26 protein-coding genes are annotated in these 19600 nt (G+C 51.6%); 14 read left to right on the top strand and 12 right to left on the bottom strand.

Translation table 11 applies throughout. The features are described from left to right. Window positions 1-97: 97 nt before the first annotated feature. The 5 genes from FH871_RS01080 to FH871_RS01060 all read left to right on the top strand — a co-directional run bounded on the left by FH871_RS01080 (window position 98) and on the right by FH871_RS01060 (window position 4400). On the top strand, window positions 98-1417 hold the full coding sequence (locus FH871_RS01080) for a gluconate:H+ symporter (RefSeq protein WP_138989493.1): 1320 nt from the start codon (window positions 98-100) through the stop codon (window positions 1415-1417). Between the two features lie 114 nt (window positions 1418-1531). Further along, window positions 1532-1996, top strand: a complete 465-nt coding sequence (locus tag FH871_RS01075) for a RidA family protein (RefSeq protein ID WP_138989492.1) — start codon at window positions 1532-1534, stop codon at window positions 1994-1996. Between the two features lie 135 nt (window positions 1997-2131). After that, complete coding sequence (locus FH871_RS01070) at window positions 2132-3241, top strand: D-TA family PLP-dependent enzyme (protein ID WP_138989491.1); 1110 nt, start codon at window positions 2132-2134, stop codon at window positions 3239-3241. Window positions 3242-3279: 38 nt separating this feature from the next. Next, on the top strand, window positions 3280-3948 hold the full coding sequence (locus FH871_RS01065; RefSeq protein ID WP_138989490.1) for a GDSL-type esterase/lipase family protein: 669 nt from the start codon (window positions 3280-3282) through the stop codon (window positions 3946-3948). Window positions 3949-3950: 2 nt separating this feature from the next. Then, complete coding sequence (locus tag FH871_RS01060) at window positions 3951-4400, top strand: hypothetical protein (protein ID WP_138989489.1); 450 nt, start codon at window positions 3951-3953, stop codon at window positions 4398-4400. Between the two features lie 193 nt (window positions 4401-4593). Here FH871_RS01060 and FH871_RS01055 read toward each other — a convergent pair whose 3' ends face one another. The 3 genes from FH871_RS01055 to FH871_RS01045 form a co-directional block, all read right to left on the bottom strand. Next, window positions 4594-4956, bottom strand: a complete 363-nt coding sequence (locus FH871_RS01055; RefSeq protein ID WP_138989488.1) for a hypothetical protein — start codon at window positions 4954-4956, stop codon at window positions 4594-4596. Between the two features lie 142 nt (window positions 4957-5098). Then, a complete protein-coding gene (locus FH871_RS01050; protein ID WP_138989487.1) occupies window positions 5099-5995 on the bottom strand; it encodes a diacylglycerol kinase family protein in 897 nt (298 codons plus the stop codon). A gap of 72 nt (window positions 5996-6067) precedes the next feature. After that, a complete protein-coding gene (locus tag FH871_RS01045) occupies window positions 6068-6883 on the bottom strand; it encodes an IS5 family transposase (RefSeq protein ID WP_229316927.1) in 816 nt (271 codons plus the stop codon). Window positions 6884-7083: 200 nt separating this feature from the next. On the opposite strand from FH871_RS01045, the gene FH871_RS01040 reads away from it, so the two are divergent. Continuing rightward, complete coding sequence (locus tag FH871_RS01040; protein WP_138989486.1) at window positions 7084-8124, top strand: App1 family protein; 1041 nt, start codon at window positions 7084-7086, stop codon at window positions 8122-8124. A gap of 32 nt (window positions 8125-8156) precedes the next feature. Here the strand turns inward: FH871_RS01040 and FH871_RS01035 are convergent, their stop codons facing one another. Together FH871_RS01035 and FH871_RS01030 are read right to left on the bottom strand one after the other, a co-directional pair. Then, complete coding sequence (locus tag FH871_RS01035; RefSeq protein ID WP_138989485.1) at window positions 8157-8864, bottom strand: carbon-nitrogen hydrolase family protein; 708 nt, start codon at window positions 8862-8864, stop codon at window positions 8157-8159. A gap of 23 nt (window positions 8865-8887) precedes the next feature. Further along, window positions 8888-9277 (bottom strand): MmcQ/YjbR family DNA-binding protein, encoded by a 390-nt coding sequence (locus FH871_RS01030; protein WP_138989484.1) that lies wholly within the window; start codon window positions 9275-9277, stop codon window positions 8888-8890. 122 nt (window positions 9278-9399) lie between these two features. Here FH871_RS01030 and FH871_RS01025 point away from each other — a divergent pair, with 122 nt between their 5' ends. Further along, window positions 9400-9855 (top strand): hypothetical protein, encoded by a 456-nt coding sequence (locus FH871_RS01025; RefSeq protein WP_229316925.1) that lies wholly within the window; start codon window positions 9400-9402, stop codon window positions 9853-9855. Between the two features lie 53 nt (window positions 9856-9908). Here the strand turns inward: FH871_RS01025 and FH871_RS01020 are convergent, their stop codons facing one another. Then, on the bottom strand, window positions 9909-11315 hold the full coding sequence (locus FH871_RS01020; RefSeq protein ID WP_229316923.1) for a BamA/TamA family outer membrane protein: 1407 nt from the start codon (window positions 11313-11315) through the stop codon (window positions 9909-9911). A gap of 162 nt (window positions 11316-11477) precedes the next feature. On the opposite strand from FH871_RS01020, the gene FH871_RS01015 reads away from it, so the two are divergent. After that, window positions 11478-12830, top strand: coding sequence for an MFS transporter (locus FH871_RS01015; RefSeq protein ID WP_138989483.1), 1353 nt, complete (start codon window positions 11478-11480; stop codon window positions 12828-12830). A 94-nt stretch (window positions 12831-12924) separates the two neighbouring features. Here FH871_RS01015 and FH871_RS01010 read toward each other — a convergent pair whose 3' ends face one another. Together FH871_RS01010 and lgt are read right to left on the bottom strand one after the other, a co-directional pair. Beyond that, a complete protein-coding gene (locus FH871_RS01010) occupies window positions 12925-13557 on the bottom strand; it encodes a transposase (RefSeq protein WP_138989482.1) in 633 nt (210 codons plus the stop codon). Between the two features lie 132 nt (window positions 13558-13689). Next, entirely contained in the window at window positions 13690-14523 is an 834-nt protein-coding gene (gene lgt, locus FH871_RS01005) for a prolipoprotein diacylglyceryl transferase (protein ID WP_138989481.1), read from the bottom strand. 136 nt (window positions 14524-14659) lie between these two features. Here lgt and yidD point away from each other — a divergent pair, with 136 nt between their 5' ends. The 3 genes from yidD to FH871_RS00990 all read left to right on the top strand — a co-directional run bounded on the left by yidD (window position 14660) and on the right by FH871_RS00990 (window position 15858). Then, the gene (gene yidD, locus FH871_RS01000; RefSeq protein ID WP_212768199.1) at window positions 14660-14869 is read left to right on the top strand and encodes a membrane protein insertion efficiency factor YidD; all 210 of its coding nucleotides are present in this window, start codon (window positions 14660-14662) and stop codon (window positions 14867-14869) included. 116 nt (window positions 14870-14985) lie between these two features. Beyond that, window positions 14986-15363, top strand: a complete 378-nt coding sequence (locus FH871_RS00995) for a co-chaperone GroES family protein (protein WP_138989479.1) — start codon at window positions 14986-14988, stop codon at window positions 15361-15363. A 54-nt stretch (window positions 15364-15417) separates the two neighbouring features. Continuing rightward, window positions 15418-15858, top strand: a complete 441-nt coding sequence (locus tag FH871_RS00990; protein WP_229316918.1) for a DUF4174 domain-containing protein — start codon at window positions 15418-15420, stop codon at window positions 15856-15858. A gap of 27 nt (window positions 15859-15885) precedes the next feature. Here the strand turns inward: FH871_RS00990 and FH871_RS00985 are convergent, their stop codons facing one another. Continuing rightward, complete coding sequence (locus FH871_RS00985; RefSeq protein ID WP_138989478.1) at window positions 15886-16356, bottom strand: hypothetical protein; 471 nt, start codon at window positions 16354-16356, stop codon at window positions 15886-15888. A 127-nt stretch (window positions 16357-16483) separates the two neighbouring features. Between FH871_RS00985 and FH871_RS00980 the strand changes: the two genes are divergently transcribed. Then, a complete protein-coding gene (locus FH871_RS00980) occupies window positions 16484-16837 on the top strand; it encodes a hypothetical protein (RefSeq protein WP_138989477.1) in 354 nt (117 codons plus the stop codon). Between the two features lie 123 nt (window positions 16838-16960). On the opposite strand, the gene FH871_RS00975 is transcribed toward FH871_RS00980, so the two are convergent. Further along, complete coding sequence (locus FH871_RS00975; protein ID WP_138989476.1) at window positions 16961-17209, bottom strand: hypothetical protein; 249 nt, start codon at window positions 17207-17209, stop codon at window positions 16961-16963. A gap of 119 nt (window positions 17210-17328) precedes the next feature. Here FH871_RS00975 and FH871_RS33025 point away from each other — a divergent pair, with 119 nt between their 5' ends. Then, window positions 17329-17469, top strand: a complete 141-nt coding sequence (locus FH871_RS33025) for a hypothetical protein (protein WP_171062723.1) — start codon at window positions 17329-17331, stop codon at window positions 17467-17469. A 45-nt stretch (window positions 17470-17514) separates the two neighbouring features. Here the strand turns inward: FH871_RS33025 and FH871_RS00970 are convergent, their stop codons facing one another. Both FH871_RS00970 and FH871_RS00965 read right to left on the bottom strand, forming a co-directional pair. Further along, window positions 17515-18111 carry a c-type cytochrome gene (locus tag FH871_RS00970; protein WP_138989475.1) on the bottom strand — a complete coding sequence of 199 codons (597 nt, stop codon included), beginning with the start codon at window positions 18109-18111 and terminating at the stop codon, window positions 17515-17517. A 66-nt stretch (window positions 18112-18177) separates the two neighbouring features. Beyond that, the gene (locus tag FH871_RS00965) at window positions 18178-18933 is read right to left on the bottom strand and encodes a DUF5602 domain-containing protein (RefSeq protein WP_138989474.1); all 756 of its coding nucleotides are present in this window, start codon (window positions 18931-18933) and stop codon (window positions 18178-18180) included. Between the two features lie 387 nt (window positions 18934-19320). Here FH871_RS00965 and FH871_RS00960 point away from each other — a divergent pair, with 387 nt between their 5' ends. Further along, window positions 19321-19566, top strand: a complete 246-nt coding sequence (locus FH871_RS00960) for a hypothetical protein (RefSeq protein WP_138989473.1) — start codon at window positions 19321-19323, stop codon at window positions 19564-19566. The last annotated feature ends 34 nt before the right edge of the window (window positions 19567-19600 follow it).

Genomic DNA, 19600 nt, shown 5'->3' with positions numbered 1-19600 from the left:
TGAAAGGAGTTAAAGTGCTTGTTGAAAATTCATCGTTCATCATTCATAATTCATCATTAACTTACGCCCCGAACACCTAAATCCTCGACTTTCCTAAATGCCACTTCTACTCACCTTTCTGGGCATTCTGGCCCTGGTATTTCTGATCGCCTTTGTCAAGATCGATACGTTCATTTCGTTCGTTCTGGTGTCGCTCGCCATTGGGCTGGCGTCGGGAATGGATGTTGCGGCTGTTGGCAAATCCATTCAGACGGGCATCGGCGGAACGCTGGGCGAACTGGTTCTGATCGTTGGATTTGGAGCCATGCTGGGCCGACTGGTTGCCGAAAGCGGAGCCGCCATGCGGATTACCAACGTACTGATTAAAATATTTGGGGTCAAAAACCTGCGCTGGGGGCTGGCTCTGGCCGGTTTTATCATCGGGATTCCCCTGTTCTACAACGCCGGTTTTATCATCGTTTTTCCGCTGATCGTCACGATCACGGCTTCGTCGGGTTTGCCAATGATGACCGTGGCCGTTCCCATGCTGGCGGCTTTGTCGGTGGCCCACGGCTACCTGCCTCCGCACCCGTCGCCCGCGGCCATTGCCGGGCAGCTGGGGGCCAACATTGGCCGGACGTTGATTTACGGGATTATCGTGTCGATTCCGGCGATTGTGATTGCGGGGCCGATTTTTGGAAAAACCCTGTCGAAATACCAACCCAAAATTGACCGGGATCTTTTCAACGTCAAAGTGATTCCCGAAGACCAGTTGCCCAGTGCGGGTATCAGCTTTTTCGTAGCACTGTTGCCGGTTCTGTTGCTGACGCTGACCGGACCCTTGAAGGCGGTTTTCACGGAAGGTTCTGCTGGTCATCAGGTCGTTACGTTGCTGGCCGAGCCGTATATCGGGATGTTGCTGTCGGTGCTGGTGGCGGTGTATACGCTGGGCATTCAGCGGGGGCAAACGATGAAAGTGGTCATGAAAGACCTCGAAGAAGCCATCAAAGCCGCTTCGCCGGTCTTGCTGGTGATTGCCGGAGCCGGGGCGTTGAAGCAGATTTTTATCGACAGCGGAACAAGCAAATACATCGGATTTATGTTGCAGGGTGTGGATATTTCGCCCTTGTTGCTGGGCTGGGGCATTGCCGCCGTCATCCGGGTTTGTGTCGGTTCGGCCACCGTCGCGGGCCTGACGACCGTCGGGATCATTCTGCCGCTGATTCAGGGCAACCCCAACATCAAACCGGAATTGATGGTGCTGGCCATTGGCTCTGGCAGCCTGATGATGTCGCACCTAAACGACGGCGGTTTCTGGCTTTTTAAGGAATATTTTAACCTGAGCATCAAAGAAACGCTGCAAACCTGGACGGTCATGGAAACAATTGTGTCGATTGTGGGGCTGTTGGGCGTTTTAGCATTAAATTTGGTGGTTTAAAGACCAATACCTTGTATGGAATACACCTCGCACATGTATCTGAACCTCGGGCCTGAACCCGATAAAAACCTAACATTCGGGCCTGAGCCTGACCATCTCGCAGAACCTGCTCTTATGACTCCTGACGAAAAATTCGCCCAACTGGGGCTGACCCTGCCGCCCGCGCCGAAGCCGATGGGTGTGTACAAACCGTGTTTGATTGTCGACAAATTCGTCTACGTTTCCGGTCATGGGCCGGTGAAAAACGACGGAAGCCGCATCATCGGCCGCATTGGGGCCGACATGAACATCGACGAAGGCAAACTGGCGGCTCAGCAGGTTGGACTGACCATTCTGGCGACTCTGAAAGCCAAGTTTGGCACCCTGAACAAAATCAAACGCGTCATCAAAACGCTGGGCATGGTGAATGCGACGGACGACTTTGAGCGGCATCCGTTCGTCATCAACGGCTGCAGCGAGCTTTTTGTGGCGGTTTGGGGTGAAGACAACGGCGTCGGCGTTCGCTCGGCCGTGGGTATGGGCACCCTGCCGGAAAACATCCCGGTCGAAATTGAAGTGATGTTTGAACTGGCGGACTAGAACCCTGACAGCGGCCCAAAGGCCCTGTCAGCGGTTTTATCCCACAGCTCAAAATACGAGTCACTATTTACTAATCCCCGTTCAAACCGCTGACAGGGCCTTTGGGCCGCTGTCAGGGTTCAGAGCCTTTACTTCATGGATGAATACCTGGTTCACAACGTTCAGTTGATCGATTCCCCGGCCCTGTTGATCTATCCCGAACGCATCGCTGACAACATTAAAACCATGCTGGACATGGTGGAGGGTGACGCCGACAAGCTGATTCCGCACGTCAAAACGCACAAAATGGCGGAAGTTGCCAAAATGCAGGTCGAAGCGGGCATCACCAAATTCAAGTGTGCCACCATCGCCGAAGCCGAAATGCTGGCCGATACCGGCGCGCGGCACGTCCTGATTTCCTACCAACTGACCGGCCCGAAACTTCACCGGTTTTGCGAACTGGTGCAGGCCTACAACTGGGTCGAATGGGCGTCGCTGGTCGACAACCTGGCATCGGCGGAGGAATTGGCGCGGGAGTTCGAGAAAACCGTTCATAAACCTGTGATTTACATTGATGTAAACCTCGGCATGAACCGCACGGGCCACGTCGTCGATGACGAACTGGAAGCATTATACCGGCAGTTGAAAGCTGATGAACGGCTGGACCTGCGCGGTTTTCATGGCTATGATGGTCACATTCGGGATGCTGACGTGGCACTTCGCCAGGTTCATGCCGATGCGGCCATCAAACCGCTGGAATTGCTGGCCGACAAACTGGAGGAGGAAGGGCAACCGCGCCCGGTGATGATCGTGGGGGGAACGCCGACTTTTTCCAACCATGCCCACCGCCCCAACGTCTGGTGCAGCCCCGGAACCTGCCTGTTGTGGGATTGGGGCTACGGCGCTTTGCTGACCGAACAGCACTTTCAATGGGCCGCCCTGCTGCTTACCCGCGTGGTGTCAAAACCGGCACCCGGCATTGTGACGACCGATCTGGGACACAAAGCCGTAGCGGCCGAAAATCCATTGGCGAAACGGGTGAAGTTTCTGAACCTGACGGGTTACGAAATCACCGGACAAAGCGAAGAGCACCTCGTTTTGCAGGTTGAAAACTGGGATGCCCTTCAGGTTGGCGATGTATTGTACGGGGTTCCGTATCACATTTGCCCCACGGTGGCGCTGCACGACGAAGCCCAGGTAATTCTGAATGGCGAAACCACCGGTCGCTGGGCCATTGAAGCCCGCAAACGTCGGATTACGTACTAACACTCTGTTACCAACCCCTAACCTGACACAAATTGATCATGCGTACGTTCCCTATTCTCCTGCTCACCTTCATGTGGCTGGCACTCACCCCGTCGAAACCGGTTCGCGTTGTTTTTTTTGGTGATTCCATTACGCAGGCGGGTGTGAAGCCCGGCGGTTACATCACCCGCATTGGCGACATGCTGAAGAAACAGAATCTGTCGAATGAATATGAACTGGTTGGCGCCGGTATTGGCGGAAACAAAATTTACGACCTGTTTCTGCGCATGGATGAGGATGTTTTGGCCAAACAGCCGACGATTACGTTTGTGTATGTGGGCGTGAATGACGTCTGGCACAAACGCACCTACGGAACCGGCACCGACCCCGATAAGTTCGTGAAGTTTTACGATGCCGTGATCAAGAAACTACAGGCGGCTGGCAGCAAGGTTATTCTCTGCACTCCTGCGGTCATTGGCGAAAAAACCGATTATTCCAACGATCAGGATGGGGATTTGCAGCACTATTCCACACTGATCCGCGACCTGGCCGCCCGGCATAATCTGCCCCTCTGCGATCTGCGGAAGGCTTTTCTGGCGTATAACCTGAAAAACAACCCCACCAATGCCGAAAAAGGCATTCTGACCACCGACCGGGTTCATTTGAACGATACCGGGAATCAGTTGGTGGCCGACGAAATGTACAAACTGATGGTGAGTGCGAAATAAAAATGGTTGGTAAAAAAGGAAAATACATCCTGTTTGGACTCGTGGCTTTGCTGGTGGCCTACATGGTCTATGATGCGGGCTCAGAACCCGGGATCAATGACTTGAAAGGAACCTACCGGGAAGTGGCGATGTACCGGAATGAAAACAATACCGGCCCCATCGTCCGGATTTATGCCGTAACGGTGACGGACACGCTCTGGGAGGAAATGCGGCAATACGGCGATTTTATGCTGTACACCAAATACGGAACCACCAAAGTCTATTTCTTTCCGGAAAGTCGGCCCGCGCCCAAGCAGGTTTTTCCGAAGCGGCCCCATTTTGATAAAAAGTATGAGTCATCCTGCCTGGCGGTGTATGAGAAAGACGCGATGAGCCAGGTAAGCTTTCGTAAAATGCCGTTTACTCAGCAAACCGCCGAGGACAAGCATGAACTGATCGTGGGGGCAAAATAATACAAGGGCGCTACGATGCGTACGGTAACAAAAGACCCGGTTGATCGGCAAACGCTGATCAACCGGGTTTGTTTTTTACGATGGTGTGGATATGGTTTCAATGTTTTATTCAGATTAGAGAAGATAGACGTGAGACAGGAAACTACTGGAATTTTAAGTCTTTACTCTCTTGTCTTACTTCTCTTGTCTATTTCTACACTTCAAACGGCAGGTCGTATTCTTTAATAATGGGTTTTGAGGAGCGGGTTTTGACTTCCACTTTGGCTTTCAGCGGAAAACCCAGCACCAGCGAATTCTTGATGTATTGGTCTTCGTGGACCATCCAGGAGTAGCTTTCCAGCAGGTACTCATCGACCCCCGCCTTGTGCGCCTGATACGCCAGTCGTTCCACAAACAGGGGTTCGTAGTTGATGATGGTTCCCATATAGATGACCTGAATGCCGGGTCGTGACTCGTTGCCCAGTTCCGTACAACCGAGAACGGCGATTTTCAGCGACGAACCGTCTTCGAGGTCTTTAACGGCCCATTCATCGATCACGGTTTTTACATTAGCCATTGTTGCGTTGTTTTGCGTTAAACGATGGCTCAAAAGTAGGGCAGCAAGGCAGGGCATGCTACCCTGATTTAACAACTGGCGGTTTTGGATCAATAACGGGTGGAAATCGGCAAATCGGGGGTTTGGTTCGAAACGAAGAAGGTTAAACCGATGTATTCTCCGGCAAAAGCACCCGCAACAAGCCCGGCGCAATCTCGGCAGTGATTTCCCGGATTCGGCCCCGGTATTCGCCGTCGATCTGAAAATAGGCTTTCCGTTTGGTGATGATGTGAACGGAGGTCGCCGGGAATATTTCGATGTGTTTTGGATCGAACGGGCGGAAGTGAATGAACATCCGGAAAATGGCCAGCAACGAGAGTTTGCGAATGACCACCACCTCAAATTTGCCGTCGGCCACGTCGCCGTCGGGGTTGATCACCGCTCCGGTGCCATACATGCGTGCATTGGCCAGCACCACCATGAAAGCCGCCCGGTGCACCACCTCGTTGCCCGTGTTGACCTGAATGCGCAGCAGCCGTCTCCGCATCAGCACCCGCAATACGCCCCGCGCGTAGCCGAGTTTGCCCCGCATCTTGCCTTCTTCGAAATACTTGACCAACTGGGCATTCATGCCGATGTCGCTCAGGTGCAGACAGTGTTCGGTGCCGTTGATGCCAATCAAATCGATCGGCTTTTCGATCCCGTTGACCACCACCTCCAGGCTTTCCTCCAGCGTCGACGGGATGCCCAGTTCTTTGGCCATGCCATTGGCCGAGCCCGCCGGGAGAATGCCCATCGGCAGGTTGGCCGTCAGGGCGTGTTCGGCCACGAATTTGATGGTGCCGTCGCCACCCACGGCCACCAATCGGTCGGGTTGGTAGGATTCGATGAGTTTGGGGAGTTCCTTGTCGTCGTTTTTACCATCCAGAAGGAACAGGTTAGCCGAATGCGGTTGTTTTTCGAAGAAAGAACGAATGCCTGATTCCCAGGTCGATTTGTCCTGTCCGCCGGAAATCGGGTTGATGGCGAACAGAAATTTTAACTTTTTAGCTTCCGGCATGTTCCTGAGTTAGTTTGCAGGGATTGGGTATTCTGTTTCCTTGTTTCGTTATTCGCTATTCAGTGAGCCTGTTTAAAGTTTCTGTTTACGTTTTAGTGTTCGGATGAATTGGGCACTGAAGGCCAGCCAGTGCAGAGCTTGCCAATGCAGGGCTTTTTGCTCATAACGAACCACCAATGCTTTCAGACTGTCTAGCCACGCATTGGCTCGCTCAATCACCAGCCGACGCTGGTAGAGCAACTCATCAAAGTAGATGAAAGAACTGTCCGGTTTTCGGCGTCCGCTCAGGGCAATGTTAGCCTGCAGGTCTTGTTGTTGACAGTAGTGGCGAAAGTTATCGGTATCAAAGCCCGCATCAGCGTTGAGAAATAAACCTTTGATCGGCAGATTGGCCGCCTGCAGAACTTGCGTAAGTTGTTCAAAAACCGTCTTCAACTCATGACTATCATGGAATTCTCCGCCGAGCGGTTGACTGCAGGCGAGCATTTGTCCCTGATTGTCACAGAGAAACACCAGATTGGTAGTTCGGCACCGCTTGCGTGACTGATAGCCGATGGCATCACCCCCATTTTTGGCGGGCGTCTGACTGCCATCGAGTTGAATGCAGGACAAGTCCAGCTGAGCACGATATTGGGTCAGGAAGGCTACCCAGAGGTTTTTGAAGCTACCATCGTTGGCCCATTTGCGGAAATAGTGATAGACCGATTGCCAGCTATAGGGTTGCTCAAAAAAGCGCTCAACAGGTAATTGCCGCCACTGACAACCCGTTTTCAACCGATAAAGGATGGCGGCAACGATCTGGCTTATAGGAACTTTGGAATTCATACCACGCGATGGTTTGCGTAAATACGGCAGCATATGCGTTTCAATGATATCTTTGTCGAACACGGCGCGAAAGTGAGTTTTGGGTGTTTGGCGACTCCAAAATTCGGTATTTCGCGCCGTTGTGCTAACTAACTTTAAACAGGTTCAGTGTTCAATATTCGTTATTCCTTCGTTCTTAATATCGAATAATGAATATTGAATAGCGAATAACGAAAGAGGGAAACTGAACACCGGATTGATTAACTATCTGTAATAAACAAAGAATGAAGGCAAGTGGCGGAATAAAAGATAAAATCTTAACGTGGCTCCGAATTTCGGACAAGCCCGTGGTGAAAGTGTACCGGGGCTACGTCCACCAGCAGAAGGTCGTGGTGTTTGGTCATGTGTTGCGGGTGAGCCCGATGCCCCGCCAGAAATACCGGCAGAATTTCTGGATCAATACCTTTGCGTTGCTGCGGCTTTTTATGATGCGGCCGGTTTCGGGCGCGACCGTCAAAGTGAGGGGTATTCCGGAAGATGTGCGGTTTGTTACCGAAAAAGACGGTTTTTTTCGGCTGGAATGGACGCCCGATGAACCCTTTACACCCGGCTGGCATCCGGTAAAAGTCGATTTGATTACGGCCAACCTCGGGCCGGAAGACCCGGTTGCAACGGGGCAGGGCGAAGTATATCGGCCGCATTCGACGCAGATTGGCATTGTTTCCGACATTGATGATACGTTTCTGATTTCTCATTCGTCCAACCTTCGCAAGCGGCTACACGTTTTGCTGACCCAAAATGCCCACAGTCGCGATCCGTTTGAAAATGTAGTGACGCATTACCAATTATTGGCGCGCGCCGGAACGAACGGCAATGCGACGAACCCGTTCTTCTACGTATCGAGCAGCGAATGGAACCTGTACGACTATATTCTGACGTTTTGCGAAAAAAATGACATGCCCAACGGGATTTACCTCCTGAGCCAGATCAAACGGTTTCGCGAAGTCTGGAAAACCGGTCAGAACAAACACATTACTAAATTTGCCCGGATTGTGCGGATTCTGGAAGCGTTTCCGGAGATGAAATTTGTGCTGCTGGGCGACGACACGCAGGAAGATCCTAACATCTACAGTTCATTGGTGTCCCACTTTCCGCAACAGATCCGGTGTGTGTATCTGCGCCGGGTTCACAAGCAAAATGGGGTTCGGACCCAGGAATTTGTCGATCAGATTGTAGCCGCCGGGGTCCCGTGCTGTTATTTCAGCCACAGTTCCGAAGCGATTCAGCATTCGGAAACCGCTGGGTTGGTAGAGATGAAAAAATAGAATGGTCTCAATAGCGGCAACTTTCGGCATCATCACCTGGTCGCCAGATCGATGATCAGAACTCCTTCATCGGTGTTATTAAGCTGTCTGACCAACTCGCCTTTGGTGTTCCAGATGGCTGACCGACCAGCACTTTCGAAATTATCACAAGGCCCCACGCAGTTAGCAACCAACACCGTCATAGCGTAGGTCCTTGCTATCGCAGACAGCGTTTCACTGGCTTTTTCCATGCCTGGGGCCGATTTTGCTACGCTGGCGATATAAACTGCTGCACCGTTATGAAAGGCATTTTCCGAATGCTCCGGCACCGACAGTTCGTAGCAAATGGCGAGGGCTGCGCTGGCGTTTTCGCCCAGAAAATGGAGGGTACTTTGGCCGCTTACAAAAAACGGTTCTTCGTCCGCGTGTAAGTACTTTTTCGAATACAGATGCCGGGGCTGATGCGGTTGGAAAATCAACAGACTGATCCAGATGCCCTCCTCGCTTCGGATTGGGAGGCCAACGCCAATCGTGATTCGGTGGGCGTCGCTTTGGGTCTGAAACACGTCGAACCGGCTGTCGTCCGGGGTCGTAGCCAGGTCGGCGGCCAGTTCCGGTTCGTAGCCGGTCAGGGATAGTTCCGGAAAAATGAGGAGGTCGGCGCCGTCCGCAACGGCGAGGTCGATGAGGGGTTGGTGGTTGGCAATGTTGCGCGGAATGTCACCTTTGACGGGGCGGGTCTGGGCTACTCCGATTTTCATGGCAGGTCTGGTTTTAAGACGGTTCAACGGGATTCGGATGAATCCGTTCGGGCTTCCCATTCCGCAAGTTGTTTTTTGGTGGCCAGCCCCCGCCAACTGAGCTCCAGGATTTCAGCCAGTAATTTTCGGTCGTACGGATGAATCCACATGCAGACATAGGGGTAGCCTTTGAAGTGATCCGGCAAATGAAAAATCTCGGGATGGCTGTCGAGGTAGGCATCCCGGATGGCAAAATCGAGCCGGATGGGGATAAATTCGCCGGATTCGTGCAACCGGCACATCAGTTTGCCCCGCACTTTGATGGAAGGCGTATTTTCGTGCGAAACGCTTTCCTCGGTTCCCGGAAACCGGAGCGCCACCGTTCGTACGGGTTCGAAATCCGAAGGGTTGAAATGGACGGTTCTGGTTTTCATTGTTTAGGGCTGCATGTCAGTAGCCAGTCAAAATTACGCTAATCGGCAAGGTGAGAAACTAAGCACAAAGACTACTATCTTTACCAATTGTCAAGATAACGAAAAACCGTCCCCGAGTAAACATGAAATTCAACTTTACGCTAGCGCTGATTGCCCTAAGTTTTGCCTTTGCCGGCTGTGAAACCAAGCCAACAGGAATACCGATTATTGGTACCTGGGAACTGATTTCGGCTACGGCTACCGAAAAGGATTCGACGTTTTCGACGTTTAATCCGAAACAGAAAATGATTAAAATTATCAATTCCACCCATTTTGCCTTCCTCAACCACGCCCTGTCGGCGGAAAACGACTCGACGGCTCCACCGTTTACGGCAGGCGGGGGCAGCTACACCTTGGTGGACAGCGTCTATACCGAAAACCTGGAGTATTTCATCGACAAAGCGTGGGAAAATCACAAGTTCGAATTCGTGGTGCAATTACACGGGGATACGCTGATTCAAAAAGGCGTTGAAAAACTGGAGAAACTGGGGATCGACCGGATCATTGTTGAAAAATACCGGAGAGTTACACTGGAATAGCGATACGCAAAACCGTTAGCCGGTTTTGGGATGCGTTTTGCCGGGAAGCGGTTTTACAAATCGTAGGTGAAGTTAAAGAAAATACCGGTCTGGCCCTGCCGGTTGACGGAGTAACTGATGCGCCCCACGATGTTGTAAAACGTGGCAACATCCAGCGCCACGCCCCCGCCGTAAAGCCACGAATTTGCCAGTCGGCTGTTGTATTCCTGCGCCAGCGTGCTGTTGACATAGCCCATATCGCCGAACAGACTGAGGTACAACGCCAGCGGAACGGTATTGAACTGCTTCATCGGCATCCATCGGACCTGTTTTCGAACGTTCAGCAACTGGTATTTCAGCGTGTTGCGAACCAGCCCATACCGCTGTCCATCGATCACATACAACTCGTAGCCCCGAACAAAATCCGACAGGTATCCCAAACCGCGCAGGTTGGTATACGGCTGACGCTCGGGCCACGAAAGTTTGCCCCGCAGGCTGTTGCTGGCGTAAAACTTTGCGCCCAGTGGCCAGTAGCGGGTATAACTCGCCATGATTTCAAATAACCGTACATTGTCGGACGGCAGAATCCCGTACTGATTGGCGGTCAGGTTGAGGTAATGCCCCCGCAGCGGATACGCCACGGCATCGCGCCGGTCGTGCGTGAAGAGGTAACTCAGCAGAAAATACCGCTGTTTGGTCTGGCCGTTCAGAAAATAATCAGGATTCAGTTTGGCAACGGTATCGGCAATGGCATTGCGGACCAGCCGGAGTTCCAGGCGGTGGAAATTGTAAAACTGATTCCGGCGGGTCAGAATGACATTGGTGAAAAACCGCTCGCGCATCAGGTCCTCGCTCCGGAAATACACCAGTTTGTCAAGCGCCGAGCGGTAGGCTACTTCCTTGTTGGTCTGGTAGGATGCTCCAAAACTGATGCCGGTTTTCTGCGCCTTGTCGATGTAAGGGAGCGAGTAGACCACCTGCGTCCGGCGCGTAAAACCAAACTCGAAAATCGCGTTGATTTTGTCGGCATTTCCGGTCACATTTTTATAGTTCAGCCGTGCTCCGTAAATCGTTCGGCGGAAGCTGCGGCCCCGTTCATACCACCACTCGTTGAAGTTGCGGTCGGCCAGGTCGAAAACCGGGATCACAAAAACGTACCAGCGTTCCTTCAGATTGACCTCAATGTCGATCTCGTTCACACTGACTTCTTTCGCCGTCACATCGACGGTGATAAACAGGTTGGTGTTGGTCACTTTTCGCTGATCCCAGGCCAGTTTTTCGGTCAATTGCGGGCGCTGGATGGTATCACCGGCTTTCACTTCCAGCTCGCGCAGGATGATGCTCTCCCGCGTCCGGTGGTTTCCGTGAATGTGGACCGACCGAACCACCCAGTAATCACGCTGCACGGTATCGGCCATGGCGGATGGTTTGGCCGTCGAGTCTGCAAAAGACAACGTCCAGAAAAGTAAGGATAGTAGCATCAAACGGGCGTCATTGACGAGGGCATCTTCAAAAGTACCGCAATAAAAAAATAGGTAAAAACAATCTTCGAATCTTGCAACAAAATCCTTATTATTGTCAGAATCGAGTCCTTTTTCGGCTCCTCCGCTAACCTAAACACATCTCTTCCCGTCGTTTTTCTTATGAAAGAAAAGCCCCACCTACGTTTCTGGCAAATCTGGAACATGAGTTTTGGATTTCTGGGTATTCAGTACGGCTTTGGTTTACAGCAGGCCAACATGAGTCCCATTTTCCGGTATCTCAACGCCGAAGAATCCGCCATTCCCATCCTCTGGCTGGCGGGCCCTGTCACCGGTTTACTGGTGCAGCCCATTATCGGCGCGATGAGTGACCGGACATGGTCTAAACGCTGGGGGCGACGAAAACCGTATTTTCTCGTTGGCGCACTCATCACCAGTTTTGCCCTGATTATGATGCCCAATTCGTCGGCACTCTGGATGGCCGCCAGCCTGATGTGGCTGCTCGATGCGGGTCTGAACATCACGATGGAGCCGTTTCGGGCGTTTATCGGTGATAAATTAAACAACCAGCAACGGAATCTGGGGTTTGCCGTTCAGAGTTTCTTTGTCGGTTTCGGGCAGACGCTGGCCAATCTGATGCCGTTCATTTTGCCGATTTTTGGCATCGCCGTGGCGGCTACCGGGGCCAACCTGATTCCCGACTTTGTTAAATACTCGTTTTACATCGGCGGAGTCGCCATTCTGGGAGCGGTGATCTGGACCATGTATACGACCACCGAATATCCGCCCGAAAACATGGAAGAGTTTGAGCGGATGAAAAAAGAAAAGCGGGGCGTTTTTCACGCGTTTGCCGAAGTGTTCGACGCTTTTCGGCACATGCCTGCCACCATGAAGCAGCTCTGGTGGGTAAAGTTCTTTACCTGGTACGGTTTACCGCTGATGTGGCAGTATCTGTCGCTGGCCATTGCCCGCCATGCCTTCGATGCGCCGGATGCGAAAATCAACCCCGAAGGATTTGCCAAAGGACTGGAATGGAGTAACTTGTGTTTCGCCCTCTTCAACGTCGGCTGTTTTGGGATTTCGTTTTTGCTGCCCCCGATTGCCAACCGGCTGGGCCGTCGCAGCACCCACGCGGTTTTCCTGATCATCGGCGGGCTGGGTTTTCTGTCTATGCTGTTTTCGCACGACAAATACATCTTCCTCGTCGGCATGACGCTGGTGGGCCTGGCCTGGGGCTCCATCATGTCGATGCCCTACGTCATGCTTTCCACCTCCGTTCCCAGGGAGCGGATGGGCGTTTACATGGGGCTGTTCAACGGTTTTATCGTCGTTCCGCAGATTATCAACAACATGACGATTGGTTTTCTGTACGAAACCGTCTTGAACAGCGATCCGCGCAATGCACTGGCGCTCTGCGGGGTTTGCCTGATTCTGGCCGCCGGAGCCTGTTTTCTGGTGAAGGAAACCAATCAGGCCGAAGAAGCGGCCTTTCCCCTTGGGGCCGGAGGACATTGATGAAACGAGACAAGAGAGGTGAGACGAGAGAGTAAAGACCCATCCATTCGCAGTTGGCTTTACTCTTTCGTCTCACCTCTCTTGTCTTGTTTATCTATTTCAAATCCGCCAGCTTGCTCAGGTCAATGTCTTCGAGTGTAGCCTTAATTTTGCTCATGTCAACGCCGTTGCCTTTGGTGGTTACGATGAAACGGTTGTTGATCAATACCGCGATTTCGCCATTTTTGCTTTCGTTGTCGTATTTTTCGTACGCCTTGTAATCGCCAAATTTGGTGGTTTTCTCGTACCCGTTTTCGGTTTCCTTGTCCACTTCGATAATCGACCAGGCAGCCAGGCCCATCAAGGCACCGGTTCCGCCCGCATCGACAATGTTCACTTCGATGGATTGGCTGTCGTCGTCGTTGCGGTATTCACCTTTGGCGGTGGAGATATTAAAACCGGCCATGCCGTTTTTCTCGCCGGTGGCTTCTTTGCGGACCAAACCGTCGGCATCGGCGGGGAGCATTTCTTTCAGTTTGCGGAAATCGACGGTTTCAACCGGGCCATTTTTCTGCATTTCTTCCGCCTGATCAGCCATTTTCTTCAGCGCATCGACGCTTTCGCTGGCCGAAATCGAGGTGCCGTCATCGTCCGATGATTCGGCTTTTTCTTCTTCTTTATTGCCACCACAGCTCATCAACAGCGTAGCCGCCAGCAAGAAAACGGGTACTGATTGGATCAGTTTCATTCGTAGTTTGGATTGGTTAAGTCAAGAGTTTATGCACCAACCGGTTTTTTGCCGGTGGAGTTGAAGCAAAGAAAGAAGGATTCTGTTTACAACGTATTCATTATTGAGTCAGCGGTAACAAATATCCGACGGCTACCGGTTTTTCCCGGAACTCTGGAGTGTCGCCTGTTTCCGGAAACTCACCACCAGTAAATAAATACCGGCCAGCACGGCTGGAATGCTCAGGATTTGACCCATATTGAGGGCCAGTGTTTTTTCAAACTCAACCTGATCTTCTTTCAGGAATTCATAGAAAAACCGCAGACCAAACACGCCGATCAGGAAGATGCCGAGCAAACTGCCCCGGGGCGTATTCTGCTTGTAGCGGTTCCAGAACCAGAACAGAAAGAGGCAGATGAACAGACACGAAATGGCTTCGTATAATTGCGCGGGGTGGCGGGGAATCTGTAGATACTCCGTGTTGTTAACAAAAACGAATCCCCAGGGAACGTCGGTAGGTCGGCCAACAATCTCTGAGTTCATCAGGTTGCCGAGCCGGATGAAACAACCGCCCAGGGCTACGGCAATGACGATGCGGTCGGTCACCCAGAGGAACGTCTGTTGGGTCGCCAGGCTGGATTTCCGGCGGGAGTAGAGCCACAAACCGGTCAGAATCCCGACGGTGGCACCGTGGCTGGCCAGTCCGCGGTAGGGGGGAAGAATCACCTCCAGCGGGTTTTTGAACAGAACTTCAGGTTCGTAGAAAAGGAAATGGCCGATTCGGGCACCGAGAACGGTGGCAATGACCATGTATAGGGTCAGGGCATCGATGTCGCTGATGGGTTTGCCTTCGCGTTTGAAGATGTAGAGCATGATTTGCTGACCCAACAGAAAACCGAGGGCGAACAGGAGGCCATACCAGCGAACGGAGAAAGAGCCGATAGAAAACAATTCGGGATTAACGTCCCAGATGATGTAGGAGAGCATTCGATTTCGTGACGTGTTAAAAAATAGACCCGCATCGGCGGCTCAGGGTTTGAATTCAGCAGCCCGACTGGCCGAAGAGCCGGCGCGGATTGCAAGCAAAGATAGAAAAGATTTAATGAAGGACTTGTTATCCATTATGAAAACCGTGTTGATTGGTTTCGTTCGATTTTACCAGGGCGCTCTCTCGCCCTACCTGCCCAATTCGTGCCGGTATACGCCAACCTGCTCCCAATACATGATTGAAGCCGTACAGAAATATGGCGCTTTGAAAGGCGGGCAACTGGGGTTGAAGCGCATTGCGCGCTGTCATCCGTGGGGCGGCAGCGGCTATGATCCGGTTCCCTGATGGGTGTAAAACCGGTCATGGGCTGACATTTTGTCGCAAAATCCGGGGTAGCCTGATTATTGATCGGGGTGGCTGGCGACGGTAACCGGCGCAAAAACGACTACTGATTAACAACCATGGAAATAACGGCAGATAACCGATTGAGACGATTGATCGTTGTGGGGGACCGGGTGCTGGTGAAACCCAAAAACCCGAGTGAACGCACCAACAGCGGTTTGTATTTACCACCGACCGTAACGGAAAAAGAACAGGTGCAGAGCGGCTATGTCATCAAAGTGGGACCGGGGTATCCGATTCCTTCGCCATCGGAAGAGGAACCCTGGAAGGAAACCGAAGAAAAAGTAAAGTACATGCCACTCCAGGCCCTGGAGGGCGATCTGGCCATCTACCTCCAGCGCAACGCCATCGAACTGGAATACGAAGGCGAAAAATACTGCATCGTTCCGCAGTCGGCCATTCTGTTGCTGGAACGTTCCGAAAACCTCTTCGATTGAAAAAGGGTTATGGGATAGTGAGCCGGAACCAAGGCTCTTAAAACGCTTGACGGTATGCAGACGGTATGGGTGATGGGACTACTGCTCAGTATGACCCTGGCTGGAGCCATGGATAACAACGGTTTTCAAAATAAATCCCTGAAAACCGCATTGGACGAGAAGCGGAACGACCGGCGCATTTTGCTGGTATATGGGACTGATCAGGCGCAGCCTGCTTTCCTGCAGCAAAAAAAAATCCTGCAAACTGAAAAAGCCGGCCTTGACGAACGCGACCTGGATGTAATCATGTTGACTGCCGCCGAACTGCCGGAAACCGACCGGCAGTTTCTGACAAAAAATGCGTTTCAGTTAACCCCCTCCGACGTTTTCAAAGGCTGGCTCATCGGCAAAGACGGCGGGGTGAAACACACGTTCAAAAAACCGATCAAACCCGGCGAGGTTTTCCGCATCATCGACAGCATGCCCATGCGGCAGGCGGAAACCCGGAGACAGTAGGAAAAGGTTGCTACCTGGAGCAGGACGTTACATCAAATTCAATTGCACCACGACCGATAGAAACTGGTAACAACCCGCTTTAATTTTGGAAAACTCGTCGGATAAACCGGCAAACTGGCTGGGAATGGCTTTGTAGCGGCCGAACTGAGATTCTCCGCACGGAAGTGGCGTATCTGAAACGCAGGTAGAACGCTCGCAGATCAGGTCAGTATGGAGACGCGTAAACCAAGCTTTCAGTCGTTTCAGATTCTGCTGGTAATCGAAAGCACGCTGGCGCAGATTCTGGTGGTTAAATTGCTCCAGGACATCATCCAGGAGGGTCATCAATTGCTCAATTTCCTGTTCGTAACTGGTCAGGGTAAGGGCCCACCGCTTGTTTTCGGAATGACAATTTTCCAGTTGATACATTTCCAGATCGGCAATTGAATTCTTTAGCGGTTCCATCGTATTCATATTTTCCGTAAAGCTGCCGGTTCGCCCGGACCTTTGCCATGACATTCGTCAGTTTTTAAGGTGAGGATTGTTAATTCGCGGCAAAACAGAGATCATCGGATCAGCTAACGGATCTCATCCCCGGAATGTCTTTTCGCAGCGACTTTTGTGTCATCAATTATTCCTTACGACGATGAACACGAAACTCGCTTTTCCTACCCACTCCGTTGCCGATCAGCCCACTCACTTAAACTGGCGTACCCGGTATAACCGTGCCCTAAACATTCTGGAAACCGGCGATTACCGGTTTACGGTCATGGTGGCCCTGCTGATCATCCAGAGTTGCATCATAACGCCCGCTTCGTTGCTGATTTTTCAATATTTTGATTTCGGCTACAGCGACATTTTCGCCGGTGTCGCCGTGGTCAGTTTCTTTGCCGTACTGGTTTCTAACCTGGGGCTGTTATCCGTACGGTTTTGTATCCAGCTTTTCACCGTTAATCTGCTGATTCATATTGCGATGATAGCGATCCATTTCCTGCGCTAAGCATTTCCTGCTTCGGCAGACTGCTCACTGAATTCCATCGTTCGCAAATGCCTGAATGGTTATTTCCGAAAACAAAGCCCCCTGACCGCATCGGTGCGGTCAGGGGGCTTTGTTTTCGGCCGGTTAAATAAATGGCTGTGGTTGCGGGGTTTGGATATTTACCGCCGACTTGATCCGGTTTTGGAGTTCCAGGTCCAGAATTCGGGCGTATTCCGTCCACTCCTGATCCGCGGCTGTAAAATCGTCTCCTCTTTCTTTCTCCTCTGCCTTGTAATGCTTCTCGGCATCTTTGACATAAGCAGCCGCCAGGTTGATGGCATAAGCATACATTTTTTGAATCTCATCGAACGAAAGGTCACTTAGATTTTTCATGGGTCTATGTCTGGTATATGTTCTTAACTACCGGACACCGCGAAATGTTAAGCCGACCTTTGGGTTGGTTTCTTTCTTACCTTTGCTAAGACAAGCACCTTTAAAGACCGGTAAGGAATATGGATGGTACTCTATGGGCTCTGGGCCTGAGTCTTATTTTGCTGTGGATCGTCAAACAACGGCGTAAAATCACCCAACGCATCTACCTGTTTGCCGGGCTGATCCTGATTATTGCCTATTTGTGTATTCGTTCCTGGTGAGAAAGGAAAAGAGGGGAGGGCATTCGCAAGCCCTCCCCGTTTTGATCAATTCAGTTTGTCGGGACCAATGGGGGCAGGCACGGCATTTTTGACCGGTTTGGTGCTTTTCAGGTACTGAAAAACCGCCTGAATGTCTTCTTCCGCCATGTCGGTATAGTTGAACCAGGGCATGGGGGGCAACAGCGGCCGGGCCGTGGCAATGCCTTTGGATTTGCCCTGGGTCAGCGCCGTTTTGAATTGCTGGTAGGTCCAGGTACCGATTCCGGTGGCGTCGGAGGTCAGGTTTGCCGCAAAACTAACACCCCAGGGACCAACGGCCGACGTTCCATCGGGACCAAACAGCATCCAGCCGTTCTTCAGAGCCTCCGGAACCACTTTCCCAACCGGCCGATCCGCCGGATAACCGGACAAATGCAATTCCGGAATGACCTCCGGGCCCTGCGCACCCATGCGCTTGGGAGAATGGCAATCCTGACAGCCCAGAATGCCAACCAGGTACTTTCCGCGTTTGATCGTGGCCTCATCCGATTGGGGGGCGACCACGTTATTTTTTTTCGGAGGGCCTTCTTTTTTGGTAAAACCGGCCAAAAGACACACGCAAAGAAGGGCGATCGGGAATACGGATAAGTGAAGTTTTTTCATACAATGTGCTGAATTGATAACGAACTGTAATAAGTGACGAACCGGAATCGGCTGAACGGATAACCGCTATTGCATCATCATCAGACCCTCGAGGCTCACCTGGATGTCGTCTCCCACTTGTTTAATGGTGTATTGCATCGGATAATAACCCGCCCGGGCAAACTTGGCAGGAACCGGCACACTCTTGGCGAGGTTGGGTTTGCTCTTCAAAAACTCGTGTGTAACCATTGGTTCGATAAAGGTGACTTTGCCGTCGTAGGAACCAAAAATCAACGTTTCGGTAAACTTGCCTGTACCGGCCAGTTCGGGGGATGCAGGATTTGCCCAGTGAACGCCCATTTCGGGCACACCGGCTGGCAGACGAATGTAGTTGCTGGGCAAATACTCCGCAGCAGGCAGATTGTCGAACTTCGCTTTGGCGGCTTCATAAACCGGAATCGCCTTCCGCTCGGCCAGGGGCTGCATGTAGAAGTGCATGTCGAAATGCCCCACGTCATAGACACCCGGAGGTTCGTGCCCGGTGTGCAGGTAATCGAGCATGATGTGGTCGAAGGGCGTTTTGCCGACGGCTTCGGTTGGCAGGCTCAGCACCAGGGCTACTCCGCCGTGTGGCAGGTTGTCCAGTGCCCCTTTGGTAAGGGTGAATCCAATGGAAGTAGGTTTGTTGTCGGCCGTAAATTTCACCCAGGAATAGGCCTTGCCATTGCCCAGTGCCTGTTCGGTTCCTTTGTAGGTCGGGGCAACCGCAACCGTGTCGTCGTTGTCGCCACAGCCCGTCAGAAAGAGCAGGGCCAGCAATGGAATGGTAAAAAGTTTTTTCATGCGATAGTGAGCTGTTTTTTTAGTTGAGAAAAAATACTCCCTGTGGTTTCGACGCGCTGGGAATACGGCGTAAAAGTGGGGATTTGTGGGAGACTGCTGTTAGCTCAAAATAGACATTCTTTGTCTCATTTTCGACAAAATGGGTTCCAGAGGCCACTGTGGCCTTATTTTCGTCTCGTTTTATGAACGCAACGGTGTCGCTGAGGAGGGCCGAAAAAGCCTGATTTTTTGATTGAAGAAGTGCAGGATATTAGCATTCTAGTGTCTTATGTTACCATTTTTGGCACTATTGGTTACATTGGCACCTGAATTGTTTGAGTACTTTAGAATTTTTGAGTAAAATTACTCTAACGTGTAACTTTAAAATCAACTAGCCCTCCGTTTCCCATGTTTGAATCCATTCGCTCATACCTTCGATTGAGACGACTTGCCAAAGCTTTGCATGAATCCCAGGACAATCAGTACACCAATCAAATTGATGCTATGCGGGCCTGTAACCGCTTGTTTCGCGACGGTGGAAAGGAATTTTCAGTCGTTAAGCATAAAAATGAGACCCTTTTCTGGGTGGTTTCCAAAAAGTCCGCAGAAGCCCTGGTGAAAGAAGGGCACCAGATTTTAAAACCGTATAAATAATGGGATAATTACTTACCAACTGGTGTGTTTAAGC

The organism is Larkinella sp. C7, from assembly GCF_006149005.1.
In the GTDB taxonomy this organism is placed as follows: domain Bacteria; phylum Bacteroidota; class Bacteroidia; order Cytophagales; family Spirosomataceae; genus Larkinella.
This window is presented reverse-complemented; position numbering and strand designations above follow the sequence as displayed.